Annotated in this window: 20 protein-coding genes and 1 tRNA gene; 5 read left to right on the forward strand and 16 right to left on the reverse strand. The window is 61.9% G+C overall.

The features are described 5' to 3' along the window. Positions 1–603: 603 nt before the first annotated feature. The 4 genes from BM151_RS10990 to BM151_RS11005 form a co-directional block, all read right to left on the reverse strand. Positions 604–1227 carry a VPLPA-CTERM sorting domain-containing protein gene (locus BM151_RS10990; RefSeq protein ID WP_245781183.1) on the reverse strand — a complete coding sequence of 208 codons (624 nt, stop codon included), beginning with the start codon at positions 1225–1227 and terminating at the stop codon, positions 604–606. Between the two features lie 69 nt (positions 1228–1296). Continuing rightward, a complete protein-coding gene (gene msrQ / locus BM151_RS10995) occupies positions 1297–1905 on the reverse strand; it encodes a protein-methionine-sulfoxide reductase heme-binding subunit MsrQ (RefSeq protein WP_090060782.1) in 609 nt (202 codons plus the stop codon). Then, positions 1905–2831 (reverse strand): protein-methionine-sulfoxide reductase catalytic subunit MsrP, encoded by a 927-nt coding sequence (gene msrP, locus BM151_RS11000; protein ID WP_090060783.1) that lies wholly within the window; start codon positions 2829–2831, stop codon positions 1905–1907. Before msrP ends, msrQ begins: the two co-directional genes overlap by 1 nt. A 78-nt stretch (positions 2832–2909) precedes the next feature. Continuing rightward, positions 2910–4463, reverse strand: coding sequence for an FMN-binding glutamate synthase family protein (locus BM151_RS11005; protein ID WP_090060784.1), 1554 nt, complete (start codon positions 4461–4463; stop codon positions 2910–2912). Positions 4464–4655: 192 nt separating this feature from the next. Between BM151_RS11005 and BM151_RS11010 the strand changes: the two genes are divergently transcribed. Beyond that, complete coding sequence (locus BM151_RS11010; RefSeq protein WP_245781184.1) at positions 4656–5105, forward strand: DsrE family protein; 450 nt, start codon at positions 4656–4658, stop codon at positions 5103–5105. Between the two features lie 69 nt (positions 5106–5174). Here the strand turns inward: BM151_RS11010 and clpB are convergent, their stop codons facing one another. Further along, the gene (clpB, locus tag BM151_RS11015; RefSeq protein ID WP_090060785.1) at positions 5175–7802 is read right to left on the reverse strand and encodes an ATP-dependent chaperone ClpB; all 2628 of its coding nucleotides are present in this window, start codon (positions 7800–7802) and stop codon (positions 5175–5177) included. A 287-nt stretch (positions 7803–8089) separates the two neighbouring features. Between clpB and pyrF the strand changes: the two genes are divergently transcribed. After that, complete coding sequence (gene pyrF, locus BM151_RS11020; RefSeq protein ID WP_090060786.1) at positions 8090–8824, forward strand: orotidine-5'-phosphate decarboxylase; 735 nt, start codon at positions 8090–8092, stop codon at positions 8822–8824. 13 nt (positions 8825–8837) lie between these two features. Here pyrF and BM151_RS11025 read toward each other — a convergent pair whose 3' ends face one another. Genes BM151_RS11025 through BM151_RS11035 form a run of 3 tightly spaced genes read right to left on the reverse strand, consistent with a single transcriptional unit; the run spans position 8838 to position 10472 of the window. After that, complete coding sequence (locus BM151_RS11025; RefSeq protein WP_090060787.1) at positions 8838–9284, reverse strand: NUDIX hydrolase; 447 nt, start codon at positions 9282–9284, stop codon at positions 8838–8840. Next, on the reverse strand, positions 9277–9579 hold the full coding sequence (locus tag BM151_RS11030) for an NfeD family protein (RefSeq protein ID WP_177213108.1): 303 nt from the start codon (positions 9577–9579) through the stop codon (positions 9277–9279). Before BM151_RS11030 ends, BM151_RS11025 begins: the two co-directional genes overlap by 8 nt. Beyond that, positions 9579–10472, reverse strand: coding sequence for an SPFH domain-containing protein (locus BM151_RS11035; RefSeq protein WP_177213109.1), 894 nt, complete (start codon positions 10470–10472; stop codon positions 9579–9581). The genes BM151_RS11030 and BM151_RS11035 overlap by 1 nt, the downstream gene beginning before the upstream one ends. 92 nt (positions 10473–10564) lie before the next feature. Between BM151_RS11035 and BM151_RS11040 the strand changes: the two genes are divergently transcribed. After that, positions 10565–11818 (forward strand): DNA polymerase IV, encoded by a 1254-nt coding sequence (locus BM151_RS11040; protein ID WP_090061128.1) that lies wholly within the window; start codon positions 10565–10567, stop codon positions 11816–11818. Positions 11819–11844: 26 nt separating this feature from the next. On the opposite strand, the gene BM151_RS11045 is transcribed toward BM151_RS11040, so the two are convergent. Continuing rightward, entirely contained in the window at positions 11845–12705 is an 861-nt protein-coding gene (locus tag BM151_RS11045; RefSeq protein WP_090060788.1) for an N-formylglutamate amidohydrolase, read from the reverse strand. Positions 12706–12995: 290 nt separating this feature from the next. On the opposite strand from BM151_RS11045, the gene BM151_RS11050 reads away from it, so the two are divergent. Both BM151_RS11050 and ykgO read left to right on the forward strand, forming a co-directional pair. Further along, positions 12996–13070 (forward strand) — tRNA-Val (locus BM151_RS11050). Positions 13071–13130: 60 nt separating this feature from the next. After that, positions 13131–13256: a type B 50S ribosomal protein L36 gene (gene ykgO / locus BM151_RS11055; RefSeq protein ID WP_005850168.1), complete on the forward strand. Its 126-nt coding sequence runs from the start codon at positions 13131–13133 to the stop codon at positions 13254–13256. A 66-nt stretch (positions 13257–13322) separates the two neighbouring features. Here the strand turns inward: ykgO and BM151_RS11060 are convergent, their stop codons facing one another. The 7 genes from BM151_RS11060 to BM151_RS11090 all read right to left on the reverse strand — a co-directional run bounded on the left by BM151_RS11060 (position 13323) and on the right by BM151_RS11090 (position 21549). Further along, a complete protein-coding gene (locus tag BM151_RS11060) occupies positions 13323–14534 on the reverse strand; it encodes an MFS transporter (RefSeq protein WP_177213110.1) in 1212 nt (403 codons plus the stop codon). 93 nt (positions 14535–14627) lie between these two features. Next, a complete protein-coding gene (locus BM151_RS11065) occupies positions 14628–15020 on the reverse strand; it encodes a DUF3775 domain-containing protein (protein ID WP_090060790.1) in 393 nt (130 codons plus the stop codon). Positions 15021–15115: 95 nt separating this feature from the next. Then, positions 15116–16282: a DNA recombination protein RmuC gene (locus BM151_RS11070; RefSeq protein WP_090060791.1), complete on the reverse strand. Its 1167-nt coding sequence runs from the start codon at positions 16280–16282 to the stop codon at positions 15116–15118. Continuing rightward, positions 16279–18195: a DNA mismatch repair endonuclease MutL gene (gene mutL, locus BM151_RS11075; protein ID WP_090060792.1), complete on the reverse strand. Its 1917-nt coding sequence runs from the start codon at positions 18193–18195 to the stop codon at positions 16279–16281. Before mutL ends, BM151_RS11070 begins: the two co-directional genes overlap by 4 nt. 80 nt (positions 18196–18275) lie before the next feature. Beyond that, a complete protein-coding gene (locus BM151_RS11080; protein ID WP_090060793.1) occupies positions 18276–19583 on the reverse strand; it encodes a M16 family metallopeptidase in 1308 nt (435 codons plus the stop codon). Next, the gene (locus BM151_RS11085) at positions 19580–20953 is read right to left on the reverse strand and encodes a M16 family metallopeptidase (RefSeq protein WP_090061129.1); all 1374 of its coding nucleotides are present in this window, start codon (positions 20951–20953) and stop codon (positions 19580–19582) included. Before BM151_RS11085 ends, BM151_RS11080 begins: the two co-directional genes overlap by 4 nt. Before the next feature lie 158 nt (positions 20954–21111). After that, positions 21112–21549 carry a DUF3035 domain-containing protein gene (locus BM151_RS11090; protein ID WP_245781200.1) on the reverse strand — a complete coding sequence of 146 codons (438 nt, stop codon included), beginning with the start codon at positions 21547–21549 and terminating at the stop codon, positions 21112–21114. Positions 21550–21598: the final 49 nt, after the last annotated feature.

Consider the following 21598-nt stretch of genomic DNA (forward strand, 5'->3'; position numbering starts at 1 on the left):
TACCGAAGACCGACAAACAGTGAAGCTGACACTCCATAATCGAACCCGAAAGTCCTAGGAGTGCGATATACAGACGTTCTTGTCGTTAAGACCAAACCGCCCACATATCTCTTCGTTCATCTATCAATTTCAAAGAGCAAGAGACAAAAACCAGACCAGTGCGCCCTAAACTTAACGGCGCGCCCGCCCAGATCTACCTCAGATTTTCTTCCAGACCCTCCTTCAAGAACCTCGCTTCCGCGCCATCCCGTCCGTCCGATCCGTCCCGCCGTGCGCCTCAGCGCCGCCGGTGAAGGGGGTTCTAAGGCCAGTAACACAGACCCGCAAGCGGTTTTTGAAGGAAAAATGACGGTCGCGGTATATTTTACAATAAGTAATTGTTTTTGAATGATTTATTTTGTTATTTTTTTCATCTACCCGCGCATCAGAGCACCATTCGCGCGTTGCCTTGCCGCCGCCAGCGCAATGAATGCCTGTTACCCACAGGAGATCACGCAACATTTGGTATGGAGCGAGCAAATCACCCCAAATCACCTCCGGAATCAGCGGTGATTTGGGGTGCGCGCGCGAGTCAGGCTTTGGACAGAGTCGCAAATACCGATGTCAGAGCGCGCAGGACTTGCGACGGCGAAGCAGACCCAGAGCGGCAACGCCGCCGAGCAACAGCGGCGCCCCGGCCGGCAATGGCACGGCGGGCAAGCTCGTGGCTGTGAAGTCAAGCGCCTCGAAGACGGCAGAGGCGTAGATGGAACTTCCGGAGAGCGCCCCGAAATCGACCACGAAGCTCAAGGTCGACCCGGCCTCCAGAGCAATCGGAGTGCCGCCGAAGTCGTAGGTTTCATCGCTTGCCGATGCGAACATGAAATCATCGATCAAAGAGACCCCGTCGCGCGCGATGTCAAAGGGCAGCTGCCCGGCATATCCGGTCAGGGAATGACCATGGCCGGAAAGACTCTCGACGGTGATGTCCTGATCGGCCGTGAAAGCGACGGAATACATGCCATTGCCAGGCACGCCGAAGCCGAGCCCGCCGCCAAAGGCCTGACGATAGCCATCGACTCCTCTTGCCGTGGCAGAGAAAGAAAAGAGAACGCCGTCGGTGCTGTAGGTGGTGGCGCCGATCCCGTCGAAGGTCGAAGCGAAGGCGCTGTCGGAAAAGTCGATCGTGGCGGCCTGCGCGCCGGCGGCGAAGGACAGAAGGGCGGCGCTCAAAACGATATGTTTCATTGGGTACTCCATAACTCGTAAACATGTGCACATTGCACAGGATGGAGTTTGAAGCCGCCGCCCCCGCTGTCAAGACATCCTGAACCGCTTTTGCGGCACCTTTCGGGGAAACCTGACCAAAAGGACAAGAACCGCGATCAAAAGATAGGCAAGGGGTTCAATCTGCCAGCCCTTGCGCAGCATCACGAAATGCACGCCGCCCAGAAGCACCGCCGGATAGACCAACTTGTGCAGCCTGCGCCAGTTCTTGCCGAGTTTGCGGATCGCGGCATTATAGGAGGTCGCGGCCAGCGGGATCATCAGGGCGAACCCCGCCATGCCGATGGTGATATAGGGACGCTTGTAGATATCCGCGATGATCTGGCTCGGGATCTGCACATCGAGCACGATCCAGACGAGGAGATGCAGCGCGATATAGAAGAAGGCGATGAGCCCCAGCGCACGCCGGAACTTCAACAGGTTCAGCCCGAGATATTTGCGCAGCGGCGTCACACAGAGCGAGGCGATCAGGATCTGCAGCCCCAGAAGCCCGATCTTGTGCTCCATCGCTTTCACCGGATCGATGCCGAGCCGGCCGGTCACCGCCGCATAGAAATACCATGCGGGCGGCAGAAGAGCCGCGAGATAGAGCGGCCAGGTCGGGACTTTGCGCAGGGCGCGGTTGAGCGCGTCGATCATCAGTAGTTCTTCGACAGGTCCATGCCGCGATAGAGATCGCCGACCTGCTCCTCATAGCCGTTGAATTTCACCGTGGCGATGCGCGAGGCAAAGACCCCCGCCCCGATCCGCCGTTCGCTGGCCTGAGACCAGCGCGGGTGGCTGACCTCGGGGTTCACATTGGAATAGAACCCGTATTCGCGGTGGTTCGTGGCTTTCCAGGTGTTCACAGGCTGCTTTTCCTGCAACGTGATCTTGACCACCGATTTGATCGATTTGAAGCCGTATTTCCACGGCACCACCAGACGCAGCGGCGCGCCGTTCTGATTGGGCAGTTCCTTGCCATAGAGCCCGGTCGCCATGAAGGTCAGCGGGTGCATGGCCTCGTCGAGCCGCAGCCCCTCGACATAGGGCCAGTCGAGAATCGGACTGCGTTGGCCGCGCATTTCCTCGGGGCGGAACAGGGTTTCGAAACGGACATATTTGGCGGAGGGTTGAACCCCCGCCAGTTCCAGGAGCTGCCGCAGCTCGAAACCGTTCCACGGGATCACCATCGACCAGGCCTCGACACAGCGGAACCGATAGACCCGCTCGTCGATATCCATTTTCGCAAGGATGTCGCCGAGACCGTAGGAGCCGGGACGCTCCACCAGCCCGTCGATCTCGACCGCCCACGGATCGGTGGTCAGGGCCGAGGCATAGCGCGCCGGGTCGTCCTTGCCGGTGCCGAATTCGTAGAAATTGTTATAGCCGGAGATCTCCTCGAAACTGTTCGGCTCTTCCGTGGTATCGAAACCCTTGATGTCGAACTGCGGCATTTGCTGCGCGCGCGCACCGGAGGCGGCCATGAGACCGGCCCCGGCCATGCCGGCCATCAGGCTGCGGCGGTTGAGATAGCTGCGTTCCGGTGTGATCTGCGAATGAGGCAGGCTGTGGCGTGTGGTCATGGGTCTCTCTCCCGGGGTCGTCCGTTTGCGTTTCCCCGAAGGTAAACCGCCGGCCCCGCGCCACAAACCAAACTCATCTCACAACTGCGTTGGAACCTTGTAACTTTCGGCCCAGGGCGCATCCTCATCGTATTGATGATCCTCGCGATGATAGCTCGGTACGATCCGGTTCAGCGGAATCGACGTGCCGTCGGCCTGCACGATCCGCACATGGCGCCGCCGCATCTGCCGCGGTTCGAGCACCCCGACCGAATGGGCAATCATCTCCAGCTCTTTCTCTGTGGCCTTGGCATAGGCCGCGACCTTTTTATACTTGTCCTGCACCACGAGACCGGCCTGAAGATGCGGGTCATGGGTGGTGATGCCGGTCGGACAGGTGTTCTTGTTGCATTTGAGCGCCTGGATACAGCCCAGCGAAAACATGAAGCCACGCGCCGAGGTGACGAAATCCGCCCCGGCGCAAATCGCCCAGGCCACATCCGCCGGGTTCACCAGCTTGCCCGCCGCAACAATGCGGATACGATCATGCAACCCGAACTTGTCGCGCAGATCAACGATACGGATGAGCGCTTCCTTGATCGGCATGCCGACAAGATCGATCAGCGGCATCGGCGCCGCGCCAGTGCCACCCTCGCCCCCGTCGATGGTGATGAAGTCCGGCGCGCTTTCCGGGCCGCGTTTCTCGATCAAGGCAAAGAATTTCGCCCAGGGCCGCGAAGAGCCGACGACGAATTTGAATCCGACCGGCTTGCCGGTGACGTCACGGATGTGATTGATGAAATCCAGCAGATCCTCGAAATCATCCACCTCACGGTGACGGTTCGGCGAGACCCCGTCTTCGCCCGGACGCAGACCGCGAATGGCGGCGATTTCGGGCGTGATCTTGGCGGCGGGCAGGATGCCGCCCTTGCCCGGCTTGGCCCCCTGGGAGAGTTTGATCTCGAACATCTTGACCTGTTCATGCGCGGCGATCGCGCGCAGCTTGTCATCGTCGAGATTGCCGTCCGCATCGCGGATACCGTATTTCGCCGTGCCGATCTGATAGACCAGATCCGCGCCACCTTCGAGGTGGAAGGGCGACAGCCCGCCTTCACCGGTGTTGAGCCAGATCCCCGCCTCTTTCGCGCCTTTCGAGAGCGCCTGAACCGCGGGTTTCGAAATCGCCCCGTAGGACATGCCGGAAATGTTGAAGATCGACTTGGCGGTATAGGGCACCCGACAATGTTGACCGATCACCATCGGATCGGTCTGGGTGAACTGATCATCGAGCGGCGGAAAGGCCGCGTTCATGAAAATCGGTGTGCCCGGCAGCGCCAACGAGCGGGTCGAACCGAAGGCGACCGTATTGCCCTTGCCGTCGGAGGCCCGGTAGATCCAGTCCCTCTGGGCCCGGTTGAACGGCATTTCCTCACGGTCCATGGCAAAGAAATACTGGCGAAAGAATTCGCCCAGCGTCGAGAACCAATGTCGGAAATGGCCAATCACCGGATAGTTGCGCAGGATCGCATCCCGGGTCTGCCGCTTGTCGATCACATAAAGCGCCAACGCGATCAATGCGATCACGCCGATTGCCACCACGAAGATCAGCGCCAGAACCTGCAGCGCCATCATTGCCCAATGCCAGAAGGTCATATGTGCCTCTCACCTTTGCACGTCCGTTTGGCCCGACCCTGACAGATGATCGCCAGAACACAACCGTAATTCTGCGCCCGACGGGGGGGAAATATTCGGCTGGCTCCACCGGACTGCCGATCCTGCAGCGCAGCGTGACAGCGGCGGGAGAATGTGCCTAGGCTCGACATATAAAAAGGGAGGAATACATCTATGTTACGCACACTCGCCGCCTGCGCGGCCCTCACACTCATGTCCGGAACTGCGATGACCGACGCGGCCCGCGCCGAAGGCGTCAGCCACAAGATCGCGATCCATGTCGACGACAGCGACATGCGAGTGATGAACATGGCGCTGAACAATGCCGAGAACGCCCGCAGCTATTTCGCATCGATCGGGGATACCGTCGAACTCGAACTCGTCGCCTATGGGCCGGGACTGCAGATGTTCGTGAAAGACCAGAGCCCGGTGGCCGCACGCATCGCCGCCATGTCTCTCGAATTCGAGGAAATCCAGTTTTCCGCCTGCGGCAATACGATCAAGAACATGGCCAAGAAGCTCGGCCATGAACCGGTTCTGATCGAAGAGGCCGAGGTGGTGCCCTCAGGCGTGGCGCGTCTCGTAGAGCTGCAGGAAGATGGCTACAGCTACATCCGACCATAATTACATCCGGCCATAATAAGGAAAGGGCGACCTCTCGGGGCCGCCCTCCTTCATTGTTTCGACGCTCTTTTAGTGAACGACCGCGTCATCCGGTTTCGGCCGATGCGAGGCGCCACTGCGCTCGCCGATGATCAGCCCGTCGCTGCCGGAAGAGACCGGGATCACATCGCCGTCCTTGACGTCGCCCGCCAGCAAAAGCTCGGCCAGCGGGTCCTGCAAGGCGCGCTGGATCACGCGTTTCAGCGGACGAGCCCCGAACACCGGATCATAGCCCTCGTCGGCCAGCCAATGTTTCGCGCCATCGTCAATCGCCAGCGAGATATTACGTTTCGCCAGACGTTTCTCGAGAAGCGCCAGCTGGATCTCGACGATGCCGCCCATGTCGTGACGGCCCAGACGGTCAAAGATGATCGTCTCGTCCAGACGGTTGAGGAATTCCGGGCGGAAATGCGCCCGCACCGCATCCATCACGTCACGTTTGGCCGCCGAGCTGTCAGCGCCATCCGGGAGCTGGCTCAGCGCCTGCGCACCCAGGTTCGAGGTCAGGATGATCAGCGTCTGTTTGAAGTCCACGGTACGGCCCTGACCATCGGTCAGCACACCATCGTCGAGGACCTGCAACAGCACGTTGAAGACATCCGGGTGGGCCTTTTCGACCTCATCGAACAGCACGACCTGATAGGGCCGGCGCCGCACGGCTTCGGTCAGAACCCCGCCCTCGTCATAGCCGACATAGCCCGGAGGCGCGCCGATCAGACGGGCCACCGCGTGTTTCTCCATGAATTCCGACATGTCGATGCGGACCATCGCGCTGTCGTCATCGAACAGGAACTCGGCCACGGCCTTGGTCAGCTCGGTCTTGCCGACACCCGTCGGCCCGAGGAACAGGAAGCTGCCCAGCGGACGGTTCTCGTCATTGAGCCCCGCGCGCGCGCGCCGCACCGCATTGGCGACGGCATGGACGGCGGCCTGTTGACCGATGACGCGCTTGTGCAGCCCGTCTTCCATCCGCAGGAGCTTGTCACGCTCGCCTTCGAGCATTTTCGACGTCGGAATCCCGGTCCAGCGTTCGACCACCTCGGCGATCTGTTCCGGACGCACGGCTTCCTCGACCATCAGCTCGCCATCGGCTTCGGCCTCGGCGGCTTCGGCTTCGGCCAGTTGTTTCTCGAGCTGCGGAATCACGCCGTAGCTGAGCTCACCGGCCTTGGCCAGATTGCCTTCGCGCTTGGCGATTTCCAAAGCGGCGCGGGCTTGATCAAGCTGTTCCTTAAGATCCCGCGCGCCTTCGAGTTTCTGGCGCTCGGCTTCCCATTTCGCGGTCATCGCATCGGATTTCTCCATGAGATCCGCCAGTTCTTGCTCAAGCTTGGCAAGACGATGCTTGGACGCCTCGTCATCCTCTTTCTTCAGCGCTTCGGCTTCGATCTGCAATTGCAGGATCGAGCGATCCAGAGCGTCGAGTTCCTCGGGCTTGCTGTCCACTTCCATGCGCAGGCGCGAGGCGGCCTCGTCCACCAGGTCGATCGCCTTGTCCGGCAGGAACCGGTCGGTGATATAGCGATGGCTGAGCGTCGCCGCCGAGACCAGCGCACTATCAGAGATCCGCACCCCGTGGTGCAGCTCGTATTTCTCCTTGATGCCGCGCAGGATCGAGATCGTGTCCTCGACCGTCGGCTCCTCGACCATCACCGGTTGGAACCGCCGCGCCAGAGCCGCGTCTTTTTCGACATATTTGCGGTATTCATCGAGCGTGGTGGCGCCGACACAATGCAACTCGCCGCGGGCCAACGCCGGTTTGATCAGGTTGGCGGCATCCATCGCGCCGTCGGATTTACCGGCGCCGACGAGCGTGTGCATCTCGTCGATGAAGAGAATGATTTCGCCAGCGGCGGCCTCGATCTCTTTCAGGATGGATTTCAGACGTTCCTCGAATTCACCGCGGTATTTCGCACCGGCGATGAGCGCCCCCATGTCGAGCGCCAGAAGACGTTTGTTCTTCAGGCTCTCGGGCACGTCGCCGTTGATGATGCGCAGGGCAAGCCCCTCGGCAATCGCGGTTTTACCGACGCCCGGCTCACCAATGAGAACAGGGTTGTTCTTGGTGCGGCGCGAGAGCACCTGCATCGAGCGGCGAATTTCCTCGTCACGGCCAATAATAGGGTCGATCTTGCCCTCTTCGGCGGCCTCGGTGAGATCGCGCGCATATTTCTTCAGCGCCTCATAGCCCTCTTCGGCAGAGGCACTGTCGGCGGTGCGGCCCTTGCGAATGTCATTGATCGCGGCGTTGAGTTTCTGCGCGCTCACGCCGCCCTGATCCAGCGCCTCTTTCGCGGCGGATTTGGTGATCGCCAGCGCGGTCAGAAGCCGTTCGACCGGCACGAAGGAATCCCCCGCCTTCTTGGCGAGTTTCTCGGCCTCGTCGAGGACCTTGGCGGTTTGTTGATCGAGATAGGTCTGGCCAGCATCGCCGGAGACCTTCGGGATCTTGTTGACGGCGGCCTCCACGGCCACACGCACGGCCTTGGCATCGCCCCCTGCATTCGAAATCAGGTTGGCGGCAAAGCCTTCTTCATCGTCGAGCAAAGCCTTCAAAAGATGTTCGGGTTTCAGAGCCTGATGGCTTTCCCGCATCGCAATCGTCTGCGCAGCCTGAAGGAACCCGCGCGACCGTTCGGTGAACGTCTCCATGTTCATACCGTCTCTCCTTTTCCAAAGCGCCCCATGAGATATTTCCGTAAATCGCGACGCCCGCTCTGCGGCACGTCCCCTGGCTGGGGCCTCCAGACCTAGATGGGGATTGAACCCCCGGGCGGCAAGATCACCTGTTGCAAAATTACGACAAATTTTGCCCCTCCCGGATCGCACCAAAGCGTCCCCTACCACAGGCAAGCCCACAGACAAGATCGAGACAAGACAGTCTGGGCCTTGACCCTTTCCCCGCTTTGCGCGCATGGAAGGGCCAAGCAGAGAAAGGAAGCCAGATGACCGCCACATCCCCCACATCCCATAGTGATGACCGCCTGATCGTTGCCCTCGATGTCCCGAATGTGGTGATGGGGATGGAGCTTGCCACCCGCATCGGCGATGCCGCATCCTTTTACAAGATCGGCCTGGGCATGCTGACCGGCGGCGGGCTGGCGCTCGCCAATGAGCTCAAGCAGGAACATGGCAAGAAGATCTTTCTCGACATGAAATTCTTCGACATCGGCGCCACCGTGGAAAACGCGGTGCGCGGCGTGGCGCAATATGACATGGATTTTCTCACCGTGCATGGCGACCCTTACGTGGTGAAAGCCGCCAAGGAAGGCGCCTCCGGGTCGGACATGAAAATCCTCGCCGTGACCATCCTGACCTCACTCGACCGTACCGATCTCGACGGCGCGCTGATCAAAGAGGGCGAGATCCGCGATCTGGTGCAGGAACGCGCCGGCAATGCCTTTGCCGCCGGGGCCGATGGTGTCATCGCCTCGCCGCAGGAGGCCGCGATGATCCGCGCCCTGCCCGAAGCGACCGGCAAATTGATCGTCACCCCCGGGGTGCGCCCGGCCGGTGCGGCATTGGGCGACCAAAAACGCGTCGCAACCCCGGCCCAGGCCATTCGCGACGGGGTCGATCATATCGTCGTGGGGCGTCCGATCTGGCAAGCCGAGGACCCGCGCGAAGCGGCGCTGCGCATCCAGCACGAGATCGCCAACGCGACGACCTGGAACAACTGATCAGAGCCCGAGCTCACAGCCCGAGCGCCGCGAGCGCCCGGGTCAGCCTTTGGCGCAGCGAGATCACCGCATCTTCGCGGGTGATATATGTGCGGGCCGGCATCCAGTCCCAGCGCTGGCCTTCGTCGCCCAGACGGATATGGGCGTCGGACAGATCCTCCCAACGCGCGACAAAGAAATGCACTTTCATCGTCGGATCGGAATAGCCCTCCTCGATCACATGGTAGATCACCTGCTCCGGGGCGATCTCGACAGAGAGCTCTTCGAACAATTCCCGCGCGGCGGTTTCAAAGGGCGTCTCATCGCCCTCGCGCCCGCCGCCGGGCAAATCCCAGTGATTTGGATAGGGAATATCCGGAATATCGTCACGCAGCAGGGTCAGGACATGATCACCGCGCAGAATCGCGATCTTCGCCCCATTAAACGGAGTCCCGTCAAAGGGGCGAAGCGCCTCAGACATCGTCGTTGATGTCCTTGTCCCAGACCTTCACCTGACCTTTGCGGATGCCGAAGATCTGCCGCATGGCGAACCAGCCAAGCAGTGAGAAGACGGCAAAAATCAGCATCAGAACGGCGATATTCGAGCCGAACAGGCCCAGCGCCAGCAAAAGCGCAACGATCCCGGCGCCAAGACCGAAGCCCAGGAAAATGAACCCGGGGGCGAGCACCTCGAGCCCCATCAGCGCGATGGCGGCCACGGCCCAGACCCACCACTGCTGCAACAGCGAGATTTGATCGATGGTCACGCTGTCCATCAGGATTTCCCACCAAAGAGTTTGAACGCGTTGCTGAAGGCCTCAAGCGCCGCGGCCGGTACGACGATGGTCTGTTGCCCCTGCCCGCCGCCAAGCGCCGTCAGAGCTTCAACCTGTTTCAGCGCCACCTGGTATTGCGCGGATTCGATGCCGTGATCGGTGATCGCCTCGGCCACCACGGCGGTGGCATAGGCTTCCGCCTCGGCCTGGACGCGACGCGCCTTGGCGGCCTGTTCCGCGGCATAGAGCTGGGCATCGGCATTCAACTCGACCGAGCGTTTCTCGCCCTCGGCCTCGGTCACGGCGGCCCGACGGGCACGCTCGGCGTTGAGCTGTTGCAACATGGCGGCGCGGGTCGCTTCGTCGAGATTGACGTCGAGCACCTCGGCGCGGGTCACCTCGATCCCCCAATTGTCCACCGCATCCTCGACCGAAGCCTTGATGGTGGAGATCAGTTGCGAGCGATTCGATTGCACCTCGTCGAGTTCCATTTTACCGATCTCCGCGCGCACGATGCCGGCCACGGTGGTGGCGATCGCGGCATCAACGTCTCTGATCCGGTAAACGGTCTTTTCCGGTTCGGTGATGCGGTAGAACACCGAGGTTTCGACCTTGACCAGCACGTTGTCGGAGGTGATTGCATCCTGCAGCGCATTCGGCAGCTGACGTTCGAGAATCGAGATCTTATGCGCCACCACATCGATCAGCGGCACGATGAAATTGATCCCCGGGCCAAGCACCGTGCGCAGACGCCCGAAGCGTTCGACCACGAATTTCTCGGACTGCGGCACGATCCGCACACCCTTGAGCACCAGCAGGATCACAAAGGCGGCCAGCGCCAGGGTGACAATATTGCCGCCCGTCAAAAACTGAATTGGATCAATGGAATTCATCGGAAACCTTCCCCCGGAACTGATATTGCAGGGCAAGGATAGCCCCTCATTTCAGATGGGTATAGGATATGAGCGTATCAAGGAAGTGAATGATGCCTGCGCTTTGTCGTGACTGTCTCGCCACATTCGATCACGGGACGCGCTGCCCGTCCTGCGGGCGGCCGCGGGTGCTCACGCATCCGGAGCTTTTCAGCCTGTCGATCGCACATATGGATTGCGACGCGTTTTATGCCTCGGTCGAGAAACGCGACAATCCCGAGCTTCGTGACAAGCCGGTGATCGTCGGCGGCGGCAAGCGTGGCGTGGTGACCACCGCCTGTTACATCGCCCGGATCAAGGGGGTGCGCTCGGCCATGCCGATGTTCAAGGCCTTGGCGCTCTGCCCCGAGGCCGTTGTGGTGCCGCCACGGATGGAGGCCTATGTCGCCGCATCCCGCGAGATCCGCGACATGATGGCGGAGCTGACGCCGGATGTGGAACCTCTGTCGCTCGATGAGGCCTTCATGGATCTCACCGGCACGACAAAGCTCCATGGCCACCCGCCCGCGGTGATGCTGGCGCGGCTGGTCAAACGCATGCGCGAGGAACTGCATCTCACCGGCTCGATCGGCCTGTCGCATAACAAGTTCCTCGCCAAGATCGCCTCGGATCTCGACAAGCCGCGCGGGTTCTCGGTGATCGGCGCAGCGGAGACGATGGATTTTCTCTCTGAGAAACCAGTGTCGCTGATCTGGGGCGTCGGACGGGCAACGCAGGCCGCGCTGGACAAGGCGGGGATTCGCACATTCACCGATCTCAGACGCTGGGAGAAAGACGATCTCCATCACCGGTTCGGCGCCATGGGCGACCGGCTCTGGCATCTGGCGCGCGGCCAGGATGCGCGCCGCGTCTCCGCCGACCGGCCGATCAAATCGATCTCCAACGAAACCACGTTCAACGAGGATATCGGCATGCTCGAGCCGCTCGAGGGGCATCTCTGGCGACTGGCGCAAAAGGTCTCGGATCGGGCCAAGGCGCGAGAGATCGCGGGCCGGGTGGTCACATTGAAGCTCAAACGCGCCAATCACGCGACGCTGACCCGGCGTGTGACACTTCACGAGCCGACCAATATCGCCGACCGGATGTACCGCAATGCACAGGGCCTGCTCACCCAGGCGATGGATCAGGGGCCGTTTCGACTGATCGGCATCGGCATCGCCGATCTGCTGCCGGCAAGCCAGGCCGATCTCTCACCCGACCTTCTGGACCCGGATGCGGTCAAACGCGCAAAGGCGGAACAGGCCGGCGACGAGATCCGGCGCAAATTCGGAACCGATGCCATCGTCAAGGGACGGTCTCTCAGGTAGGGCGCTCGGGTAGCAGGGCTGGCGCGTTACTCCGCCGCCAACGGCAGGGTCTCGCGACCGATCTCGCTGATCGTCTTCGCCGCCGCCGCGATCCGGGCGCGAAACGCGCCGAAATCCTTGCGCGGCTCCAACGTGCGCTCATTCATATAGAGCGAGCGATCGATCTCCACCTGAATCGCATGGCATTTGCGCGAGGGCTGACCATATTGCTGGGTCACGAAGGCCCCGGCAAAGGGCACGTTGCGCGACACGGTGAAACCCTGGGCCCGAAAGGCCAGCTCGACCTCCGCCGTGATCCCCGGCGCGGCCGAGGCCCCGTAACGATCCCCGATCACGATATCCGGACGTTTGCCACGCCCGGTCTGGATCGCGGCCAGCGCCTCGCGCGGCATGGAATGGCAATCGATCAGAATCGCCTGGCCGAAAAGCGTCAGCGATTCGTCGAGCACCGCTTTCAACAGGTGATGATACGGCGTCCAGACCGTGTTGATCCGGGCCTGCGCCTCCTGCCGCGAGATCTTTCCACGATAGATATTGCGCCCCCCGGCCACCACCCGCGGAATGACGCCCAGCCCGGAGGCGATGCGCGGATTGAGTCCGACCCGCGGCACATCGGCGATCAGCGCCGGGTCGAGCTCATCGCTGCGCCGGTTGAGATCGACCCAGGCACGGGGATAGACGGCCGAGAGCAACAGGGCGCCAAAGCGCGGCACATCGGAGAACAGGCGATCGACATGGGCGTCTTCGGACGAGCGCAATTGCAACGGATCGAGCACGGCCGCCGCCACCATCTCCGGCGGGTAATACCGGCCGCTGTGCGGTGAGGCAAAGACCACCGGCGATGTCCGCTGATCCGGTCTTTGCAACAGATAGGGGGTCTTGCGCATCGGCTCTCCTCTCACCTTGAAAACTATAGAGGGTTTTCCGCCAGATCGAAGAGATTTCCTTGCGTTGAAGCTGTGGTAAAATACAGGGCTGTCGCCCCGGTCTTTCCGGCCATTTTGACACCGGCTTTGACAAGAAACATGCCAAGCATCGATTTTCTCTCTCAAAAGCCCTTGAACAATCATCCGACTCCTTTTATACGCCTGCGAACTGACGCGGGAAATGCCCCGCGTCTTGTTCTTTCCACCGCGATGGTGCGATCGATCAGGGCGCGAATTTCCTACGGACGGACGGGCGTATAGCTCAGTGGTAGAGCACTTCGTTGACATCGAAGGGGTCACAAGTTCGAACCTTGTTACGCCCACCATCCGACCGGTCAGAATGGTTTTAACTGGCGCACGCAGGCGCCGCGACAAGGAGAAAGAACATGAAAGTTCGTAACTCGCTCCGCTCGCTGAAAAACCGGCACCGCGACTGCCGCGTCGTGCGCCGTAAAGGCCGCGTGTACGTGATCAACAAGACGCAGCGCCGTTTCAAAGCCCGTCAGGGCTGAGATCAGCAGCGATCCAATGAAAAGACCGCTTGGGGCAACCCAGGCGGTTTTTTTATGCGCCCGCCCTTACGCGCGGCGGCGTCTTGCCCCGTGTTTGCGCAGGGTCATGAGCCAGAGATGGACCATGGCACCGGCACAGAACACCAGCACAGCAAAGCCGATGAGCCCGGTCATCCCGAACCGGTCGACCAGCCAGAGCAGGAGCGGCGTGCCGATGAGATTGCCGGCATTGCCGGTCTGCGCCAGCGCGCCATTGGCCAGCGACTGATCCTCGGGCGTGGTGTTGAGCATGGGAATCGAGGCAAAGCTGCCGGATTGCACCAACCCCAGGGCGCCGAGCATCGCCACCGCGACCCAGGCCCGCGCCGGCCCGAGGCTCTCGCCGAAGCTCAGGCACAAGGCCAGAACCGCGGCAAGGACAAAGCCCGTGATCAGCACCGTCACCGGCGAGACATGGCGCAGCAAGCTGATCCCCAGCGTCATCGACACGGAGAGCGCCGCCAGAGGCATCACCCCGGAAATCACCCCGCGCTGCGCATCGGGCAGGAAATCCGGAAACACCGTGACGATGGCGACGAAAGACATGGCGTAGAACAGCCAGCCCGCCGCCGGCGCCGCGATAGAGGGCGAGGAATAGGCCGCGACATGTTTGGCGATGATCTCGCGCAGCGTGAGCGGCGGCAGCCTCTCTGTCCGCGGGCGTATCGGCAGGACACGCGACAGAATCAGCGCCATGATCCACAAGAGCAGCCCGTGCAGGATCATGAGCATCGGCAGGCCAAAACTCTGGGCCAGCGGCAGACCGAGCCAGGAAAACAGCGCGAAAGCCACGGCAAACACCGTGCTCCAGAGCGCCATCGCCGTATTGCGCCAGGAGGGCGGCGCGATCTGGCCGATCAGGGTCGGGGCGGCCACCACGATCATCAGATGCGCGGCGCCTTCCAGCGCCCGGCTGATCAGCATCAAACCGAATCCCGGCAGGCTGGCCTGCAGGAGCGAAAGCGCACCGCCAAAGCTCAGAGCCAGCAAAAGAATGCGACGAAACCCGAGGCGCGACAGAATCATCCCGGAGAACAAGCCGAAGATTAGACCCATCAGGCTCAGCGCCGAGACCAGAAAGCCGAGCGTGGGGCCGAACCCCGGATAGGCCTCGCGAAACAGCGGAAAGGTGACCGCGACCTTGGCGAATTGCCCGGCCGCCAAGACCCCCGCCAGCCAGAGCAAAAAGATGGTCAGCCGCACAGAGCGTCCCGGATCGGTCTCAGATGATGTTGTCATGGGGCGAAAATGCGTGGCGCCCTGCCCCGAGGCAAGGCGCATTCATGCACAGCCGATCCGCCGGGCCAACGGGCGGCCCGGCCTCGGGAGCCGTCAGACCTTGCGATAGATCTCGTCTTCGATCTCGGAAGTGTCGACCCCGAGGCTTTCCAGCGCATCTTCGAGGTAATCGGCCAGAAGCGGGATTCCCATCAGGTATCTTTCGGTCGGACCGATGGCCTCCTGTTTCGCGGTCTCATAGGCCTCGTCATAATCATCGAACGTATCGCGTCCGATCCACATGAGGGCGACAAGCGCGGCTTTCTCATCCTCGTTGAGATTGCGAATGAAACTCGTGAGTTCGCGCTCGGTTCCGTCCGAGGGGCGGGATTCAAGGATCGTGTCGGCATCGGCATCGTCCGTCGGGCGATCCCAACGACCAACTTTCACCCCAAGCTCGCGCGCGCGCACGATGACAAAGGCAACTTTGTGCGGGCTGATGTCCATGGTGGTGTCCTCCAATCAGGTCTGACTGAGTGTGTATCTTACACACAGATCGGCACATGACCTAAGTCAAAGAATCGGGATCGCAGGGCACTGTCTTACGATTTTTGCACAAGGACCGCGGGAGATTGTGCGGAAGACGGCTCGGGGGTGGCCTCCGCCAGTTCCTCGAAATCGAAATTATCCAACCGATGCGCCCGCTTGCCGGCCTTCTCGGCAGAGATCTTGATGTCTTCGAGATCCTTCGCCGCCTGGCCGAAATGCCGGTCGAGATTGCCGACGCGCGTGCCCAGACGTTCGACATCGGCATAGAGCATCGACAGCTCCTTGCGAATGGCCCCGGCCTGTTCGCGCATGCGGGCATCCTTGAGGATCGCCCGCATGGTGTTGAGCGTCGCCATGCAGGTCGTGGGCGAGACAATCCAGACCCGTTTCTCGAACCCTTCGCGCACCAGTTCCGGGAAATTCGCGTGCAACTCGGCATAGACTGCCTCGGAGGGCAGGAACATCAGCGCGCCATCGGCGGTTTCGCCCTCGAGAATGTATTTCTCGGAAATATCCGCAATGTGCTTCTTCACCGCCTGTCGCATCAGTTTCGCGGCCTCATTGAGTTCCCATTGCGTGTCGGCGCGCCGGAGCGCCTCATAGGGTTCCAGTGGAAATTTGCTGTCGATGGCAATCGGACCCGGCGGATTCGGCAGGTGGATGAGACAATCAGCGCGGCGACCATTCGAAAGCGTCGCCTGCAAAGTATAGCTGTCTTTCGGCAGCGCCTTGCCAACGATATCGTTGAGCTGGATCTCACCAAACGCCCCGCGGGTCTGTTTGTTCGACAGGATGTCCTGCAGCGAGAGCACATTGCCCGAGAGTTTCTCGATATTGGCCTGCGCCTTGTCGATGGTCTCCAGCCGCTGCTGCAATTCGCCAAGGCTTTTCGCCGTGCGCTGCGCCGAGCCCTGCAGGTTGACGTTCATCGCCTCGGACACCGTCGCGAGGCGCTTTTCCATCAGCTCGAGCATTTTCGATTGCGACGCCACCTGGGCCTCGGAGACATGGGTCAGCCCACCGGCGAGTTGTTGTTGCCCGTCCGAGAGCATCTGCACCCGCTGGCCGAGCTGATTCATCTGCTGCGCAATCGGCAGCGCCATGCGCGCCGCCTCGCCGGAGCGTTTCAGCACCGTGAGGAGCAGAATGAAAAACACCAACAGGATCGCGCCACCGATCACGGCGGCCAGGGTCAGCGGATCATTGAAATCGAGGGTCATGTGCGTCCAAACAGGCGTTCGATGTCGGAGAGCTTCAGCTCGACATAGGTGGGGCGGCCGTGGTTGCACTGGCCGGAATGCGGTGTCGCTTCCATTTCGCGCAGGAGCGCGTTCATTTCATCGGCCTGCATGCGGCGGCCCGAACGGATCGAGCCGTGACAGGCGACGCGGCTCAGCACCGCTTCGATCCGCGCCTGCACCGTGAAACTGTCGCCCAAGTCCGCCAGCTCATCGAGAATGTCCTCGATCATCGCCTTGGCCGCGACGCGACCGAGAATCGCCGGGGTCTCGCGCACGGCGATGGAACCGCCCCCGAAAGGCTCGATCACCAGACCGAGCTTGGCCAGATCCTCGGCCATCTCCAAGAGCATTTGCGCATCATTGGCGGAAAGATCGACGATCTCGGGGATCAGCAGCGCCTGCGATTTGACGCCGTGTTCGGCCATCTGATGTTTCAGCTTTTCATAGACCAGCCGCTCATGCGCCGCATGTTGATCGACGATGACGATGCCGCGCTCGGTCTGGGCGATGATGTAATTCTCATGCACCTGCGCCCGCGCCGCGCCCAGGGGCAGCGCCTCGGTCTCCGGCTGGGCCTCGACCTGTTCCATGCGGGCAGACGGCTGGGACATTTCGGCGAAACCCGGGGTTTCCATCGGCGCCGGGCGTTCCGGCGCCTGCCAGTCGTAGCTTTGCTCCATCACCTCTTGCGACGGGCGATAGGGGGCGGAATAGCTCGAGCCTAGCGACGGCCCCGTTGAAGCCCTGTCCATCTGATAGACGCGCGGCGGCTCCGCCCCGGTCGGCTCGGGCCGCATCGCGCCCAAGGTGGCATTGGCCACCGTGGTCGAGGCGCGGTGCCCGGCCCCGGCCAGCGCATGGCGTAGCGCCGAGACGATCAGCCCGCGGGCGATCCCCGGCTCGCGAAACCGCACCTCGGATTTCGCCGGGTGCACGTTCACATCCACCAGATGCGGGTCGCAGGTGATGAAGAGACAGGCCGCCGGATGTCGGTCGCGCGACAGGAAATCGAAATAGGCGCCTCTGAGCGCGCCGACCAGAAGCTTGTCGCGCACCGGACGGCCATTGACGAACAGGAACTGCGCCACGGCGGAGCCGCGCGAATAGGTCGGCAGCGCCGCGTAACCGGTGAGCGTCAGCCCCTCGCGTTCGGCATCGATGGCAAGCGCATTCTCGGCGAATTCCTTGCCCAGAATCGTGGCGAGCCGTCCATGCAGCGCGTCGAACATATCGCCCGATTGCGGATCGGCACGGAAGGTCACCCGACCTTCGCCGCCGCCCGAGACATCGCGCAGTGTGAAGCCGACATAGGGCTCGGCCATGGCGAGGCGTTTGATCACATCCGTGATCGCCTGCGCCTCCGCCCGGTCGGTGCGCAGGAACTTGAGCCGCGCCGGCGTGGCGTAGAACAGATCGCGCAGCTCGACGACCGTGCCCCGGCTGAGCGCGGCGGGCTTCACCGGCTCCATCTTGCCCCCCGAGACAGAGAGCGTGACGCCGTCGGCACCGGGGGCGCGCGAGGTGAGTTTCAGCCGCCCGACAGCCCCCAGCGAGGGCAGCGCCTCGCCACGAAACCCGAATGTGTGGATGTCCAGGAGATCCGAACCGTCGATCTTCGACGTCGCATGGCGCGAGAGCGCCAGCGGCAGGTCGTCAGCGGTCATGCCACAGCCATCGTCGGTCACGCGAATGAGCGTTTTGCCACCATCGGCATAGTCAACCTCGATCCGGCGCGCGCCGGCATCGATGGCGTTTTCGACCAGTTCCTTGACGGCGGAGGCAGGCCGTTCGACCACCTCGCCCGCGGCAATACGGTTGATCGCGCCCTCGTCGAGCTGACGAATGGTGGGACGCGGCGTTTCTTGGCTTATTTTGCGGCTCGGGGAATTCATGCCACTAGGAGTAGCATGAGATTTCCCGATTCGACCATGAGGAAATCCGGGGGAAATGCACCCCCGGATCGCAGGATCCCTCAGTTGGTCTGCAAGCCTTCGGGCTGACCGACCACGACGAATGTGAGCTGTTTCGGGTCATAGATCCGCTTGATCGCCGCGTTGACCTGATCGAGCGTCACCGCATTCACCATGTCATTGCGGGTCTTCATATAGTCCTTTGACAACCCGTCCATCTGCATGCCGACGAGGATGCGCGCGATCGGGCCATTGCCGTCGAATCTGAGCGCATAGGCCCCGGTCAGATAGGTCTTGGCCATGTCGAGCTCATCCTGGGTGAGGCCGGTTGCGGCGAATTTTGCCCATTCGTCCTTGACCACATCGATGGCCTCGGCAACCGAGGCATTGCCGGAAGAAAACTGCCCCATGACCAGTTCGGAATGATCGAAGGCGACGAGGTACGCACCGATGCCGTAGGTCAGACCGCGTTTCTCACGCACCTCATCCATCAGCCGGGATTCGCCATGACCACCGAGGATCTCATTGGCGATATAGGCCGGGATGAAATCCGGGTCGTCACGGGTGATGCCTTTCTGGCCGAAGAGGACGACGGATTGCGGCGTCTGGAACGGCACCACGGTAAGATCTCCCGGCAGGGTCGGTTCGACCTGCGCCGGCAGGTCCGGCCCGTTTGCCGGCAATTCGCCCAGAAGATCGTCGAGCAGGTTCGACAGCTCTTCGGCGGTGATATCGCCGACCGCCCCGACATAGAGCCGGTCGCGGGTCATCACCCGATCCTTGGCCGCGAACATATCCTCGCGGGTCAGCCCGGCGACGCTCTCGGGTGTGCCATTGTCATTGCTGCCATAGGGATGGTCACCAAATGTCTGGGCATAGAAGGTCTCCGAGGCGATATCGCCCGGATCGGTGGCCTGCGAGCGCAGGATCGACATGACCTGCCCCCGCACCCGATCCACCGCATCCTGATCGAATCGCGGCTGCATCAGCGCCGCGCGCAACAGCGCCACCGCCTGATCGCGATTCTCGGTCAAAAACCGCGCCGAGATGGTCACCGAATCCATATAGGCATCGAAACTGTAGCTTGCCGCCAGATCGTCACGGGCATTGGCAAAGCCTTGTGCGTCGAGATCGCCCGCGCCCTCTTCGAGCGTTGCCATCATCAGATTGACCTCACCGCGTTTGCCGGGGCGATCCATCGCGGTGCCACCGCGAAACCGGATTTCCAGCGCGGTGAAAGGGATGGAATGTTCCTCGACCAGCCAGGCCTTGATCCCGCCGGGGGTCTCGATGTCCTGGACCTCGACCGCGGCCAGAGCCGGCAGGGTGAGCATGATCAGCGCGGCGGCGGCGATAATGAAGCGTTTCATCCTTCGGCTCCTTCCGTGACCGTATCCGTTGCGGCAGCCGGGCTGAGCCAGCCGGTGACCGCCCGACCGCGGTCAAAGACCTCTGCGGCGGCCGCCATGACATCCTCGGGCGTCACCGATTGCAGAATATCGGGCCAGGCTTCGACATCTTCGAGCGTGAGCCCGATGGCAAGCTCGGCACCATATTGGCGGGCCAGCCCCTCGATATTGTCCTCGGCATAGATGCGGCCTGCGCGCAGCTGGGTCTTGAGCCGCTCGAACTCCGTCAGATCGACGCCGTCCTTGAGGAATTGCGCCAAAGTGGTATCGAGCGCGTCTTCGGCCTCTTGCATCGAGACCCCGGGCGTCGGCACCATCACCAGGTTGAAGGTCGTGTCGTCGATCGCCGCCCCGTCATAATAGGCCCCGACATAGATCGCCTTGGCGTCGTCGAATGCGAGATGGCGGGCGAGATAGGAGGTGGTGGAATTGCCCCCCAGAAGCGAGGCGAGAATTTCCAGTGCCGCAGCCGTCTTCTGATCTCCCGGATCGCGTTCGGGCGCGAGGTAGCTGCGGGCGATCGAGGGCTGCGAGACCCGCGGGTCGGACATGGTCAGCCGCCGTTCGGCGAGCTGCGGCGGCTCCTGCGGACGCGCACGCGGCGCCAGATCCGGCGTGGGTGCCACCGGGCCATAATATTGCTTCGCCAGGTCGAAAACCTCATCCGGATCGACATCGCCGGCGACCACGAGGATGGCGTTATTGGGCGCATAATAGCGGTGGTAGAAATTGAACGCATCGTCGCGCGACAGCTGTTCCATCTCCTGTCGCCAGCCGATGATCGGGATGCCGTAAGGATGGTTGAGATATTGCGCCGCACGGGTCTGTTCGCGGAACAGCGCGCCCGGATCGTTGTCGGTGCGCTGGTTGCGTTCTTCCAGAATGACCTGACGCTCGGTTTTCACATCGTCCTCGGTCATCTCGAGATCGCGCATCCGGTCGGCTTCCATCTTCATCATCAGCCCGAGACGATCCGCCGCGATGCGCTGATAATAGGCGGTGTAATCCCAGGAGGTGAAGGCGTTGTCGGAGCCGCCGTTGCGGGTCACGGTCTCGGACAGCTCGCCCGAGGCCAGATCGTCGGTGCCCTTGAACATCAGATGTTCGAGGAAATGCGCGATGCCGCTTTTGCCGGCCGGTTCATCGGCGGCACCGATCTTGTACCAGACCGTATGGGCCACGACCGGGGCGCGGTGATCCTCGAGCACCACGACCTCCATCCCGTTGTCCAATTGATAATGGCTGACTTCGGCGGCCAGGGCCGCGGTCACGGGGGTCACAAAGACAGAGGAAGGCAGCGCGACCAGCGCCGCCATCAATGCGTTTCTCATAAGGGCACCTTTGTCGATCACATCAGGCTTCAGTCAGATCATAGTTGCGCCAAAGCGAAGCACAGCACAACCGACATGACGGGGAAGTGAAGCGGTGCGAGCGCCCTCCCTTTGGGCGCGGCATCCGACGCGCCCGGAGAGCGTCTTTCGGGGCCGAGTTACTCTGCCGGGGCAGAGGGCACGGTCACCCCCATCGCGCGCAGACGCAGCCATTCCTCATAGGCATCGAGGGCAAAGCGCTTGTAAGCGCGCTCATAGCTACCGCGACCGGTGCGACGTCCTTCATCCGCCTTGGAGAGATCGGCACGAATCGCCGGATCGACGCCATAGCGCGAGGCATAGGAGACGATGCCCCCATCGACACCGCCTGTCGGCACCCGCCCGCCGAGCGCCACGATGGCATCGGCCTTCGGTGTCGCATCGGTCAGATTGGCCCCGCCCGGGGTCGGCGCCGGCAGATCGGTGTAATTCGCCGGTTCCTGCAGCGGTTTGCCCGGGACGATGGAGAACTCATCCGGCCCGGTCTTGACCCGGTTGGGCGTGCGCGGACCGCTCTGGCCACAGGCCACGAGAGCGCCCAGTGCCAAGAGGCACACACCTGTCCGGAGCACATTCGAGACCATGAAACCTTCCCTTCGCCTGAGC

The sequence above is a fragment of the Celeribacter neptunius genome (assembly GCF_900113955.1).
In the GTDB taxonomy this organism is placed as follows: Bacteria; Pseudomonadota; Alphaproteobacteria; order Rhodobacterales; family Rhodobacteraceae; genus Celeribacter; species Celeribacter neptunius.

Coding starts and splice junctions, on each gene's coding strand:
- BM151_RS11060 (WP_177213110.1), bottom strand. CDS start 14,534: ATGACAACATCATCTGAGACCGATCCGGGACGCTCTGTGCGGCTGACC.
- BM151_RS11025 (WP_090060787.1), bottom strand. CDS start 9,284: ATGTCTGAGGCGCTTCGCCCCTTTGACGGGACTCCGTTTAATGGGGCG.
- msrP (WP_090060783.1), bottom strand. CDS start 2,831: ATGACCACACGCCACAGCCTGCCTCATTCGCAGATCACACCGGAACGC.
- msrQ (WP_090060782.1), bottom strand. CDS start 1,905: ATGATCGACGCGCTCAACCGCGCCCTGCGCAAAGTCCCGACCTGGCCG.
- BM151_RS11005 (WP_090060784.1), bottom strand. CDS start 4,463: ATGACCTTCTGGCATTGGGCAATGATGGCGCTGCAGGTTCTGGCGCTG.
- BM151_RS11040 (WP_090061128.1), top strand. CDS start 10,565: ATGCCTGCGCTTTGTCGTGACTGTCTCGCCACATTCGATCACGGGACG.
- pyrF (WP_090060786.1), top strand. CDS start 8,090: ATGACCGCCACATCCCCCACATCCCATAGTGATGACCGCCTGATCGTT.
- BM151_RS11070 (WP_090060791.1), bottom strand. CDS start 16,282: ATGACCCTCGATTTCAATGATCCGCTGACCCTGGCCGCCGTGATCGGT.
- mutL (WP_090060792.1), bottom strand. CDS start 18,195: ATGAATTCCCCGAGCCGCAAAATAAGCCAAGAAACGCCGCGTCCCACC.
- BM151_RS11080 (WP_090060793.1), bottom strand. CDS start 19,583: ATGAAACGCTTCATTATCGCCGCCGCCGCGCTGATCATGCTCACCCTG.
- BM151_RS11035 (WP_177213109.1), bottom strand. CDS start 10,472: ATGAATTCCATTGATCCAATTCAGTTTTTGACGGGCGGCAATATTGTC.
- BM151_RS11030 (WP_177213108.1), bottom strand. CDS start 9,579: ATGGACAGCGTGACCATCGATCAAATCTCGCTGTTGCAGCAGTGGTGG.
- BM151_RS11065 (WP_090060790.1), bottom strand. CDS start 15,020: ATGGACATCAGCCCGCACAAAGTTGCCTTTGTCATCGTGCGCGCGCGC.
- BM151_RS11045 (WP_090060788.1), bottom strand. CDS start 12,705: ATGCGCAAGACCCCCTATCTGTTGCAAAGACCGGATCAGCGGACATCG.
- BM151_RS11010 (WP_245781184.1), top strand. CDS start 4,656: ATGTTACGCACACTCGCCGCCTGCGCGGCCCTCACACTCATGTCCGGA.
- ykgO (WP_005850168.1), top strand. CDS start 13,131: ATGAAAGTTCGTAACTCGCTCCGCTCGCTGAAAAACCGGCACCGCGAC.
- BM151_RS10990 (WP_245781183.1), bottom strand. CDS start 1,227: ATGAAACATATCGTTTTGAGCGCCGCCCTTCTGTCCTTCGCCGCCGGC.
- clpB (WP_090060785.1), bottom strand. CDS start 7,802: ATGAACATGGAGACGTTCACCGAACGGTCGCGCGGGTTCCTTCAGGCT.
- BM151_RS11085 (WP_090061129.1), bottom strand. CDS start 20,953: ATGAGAAACGCATTGATGGCGGCGCTGGTCGCGCTGCCTTCCTCTGTC.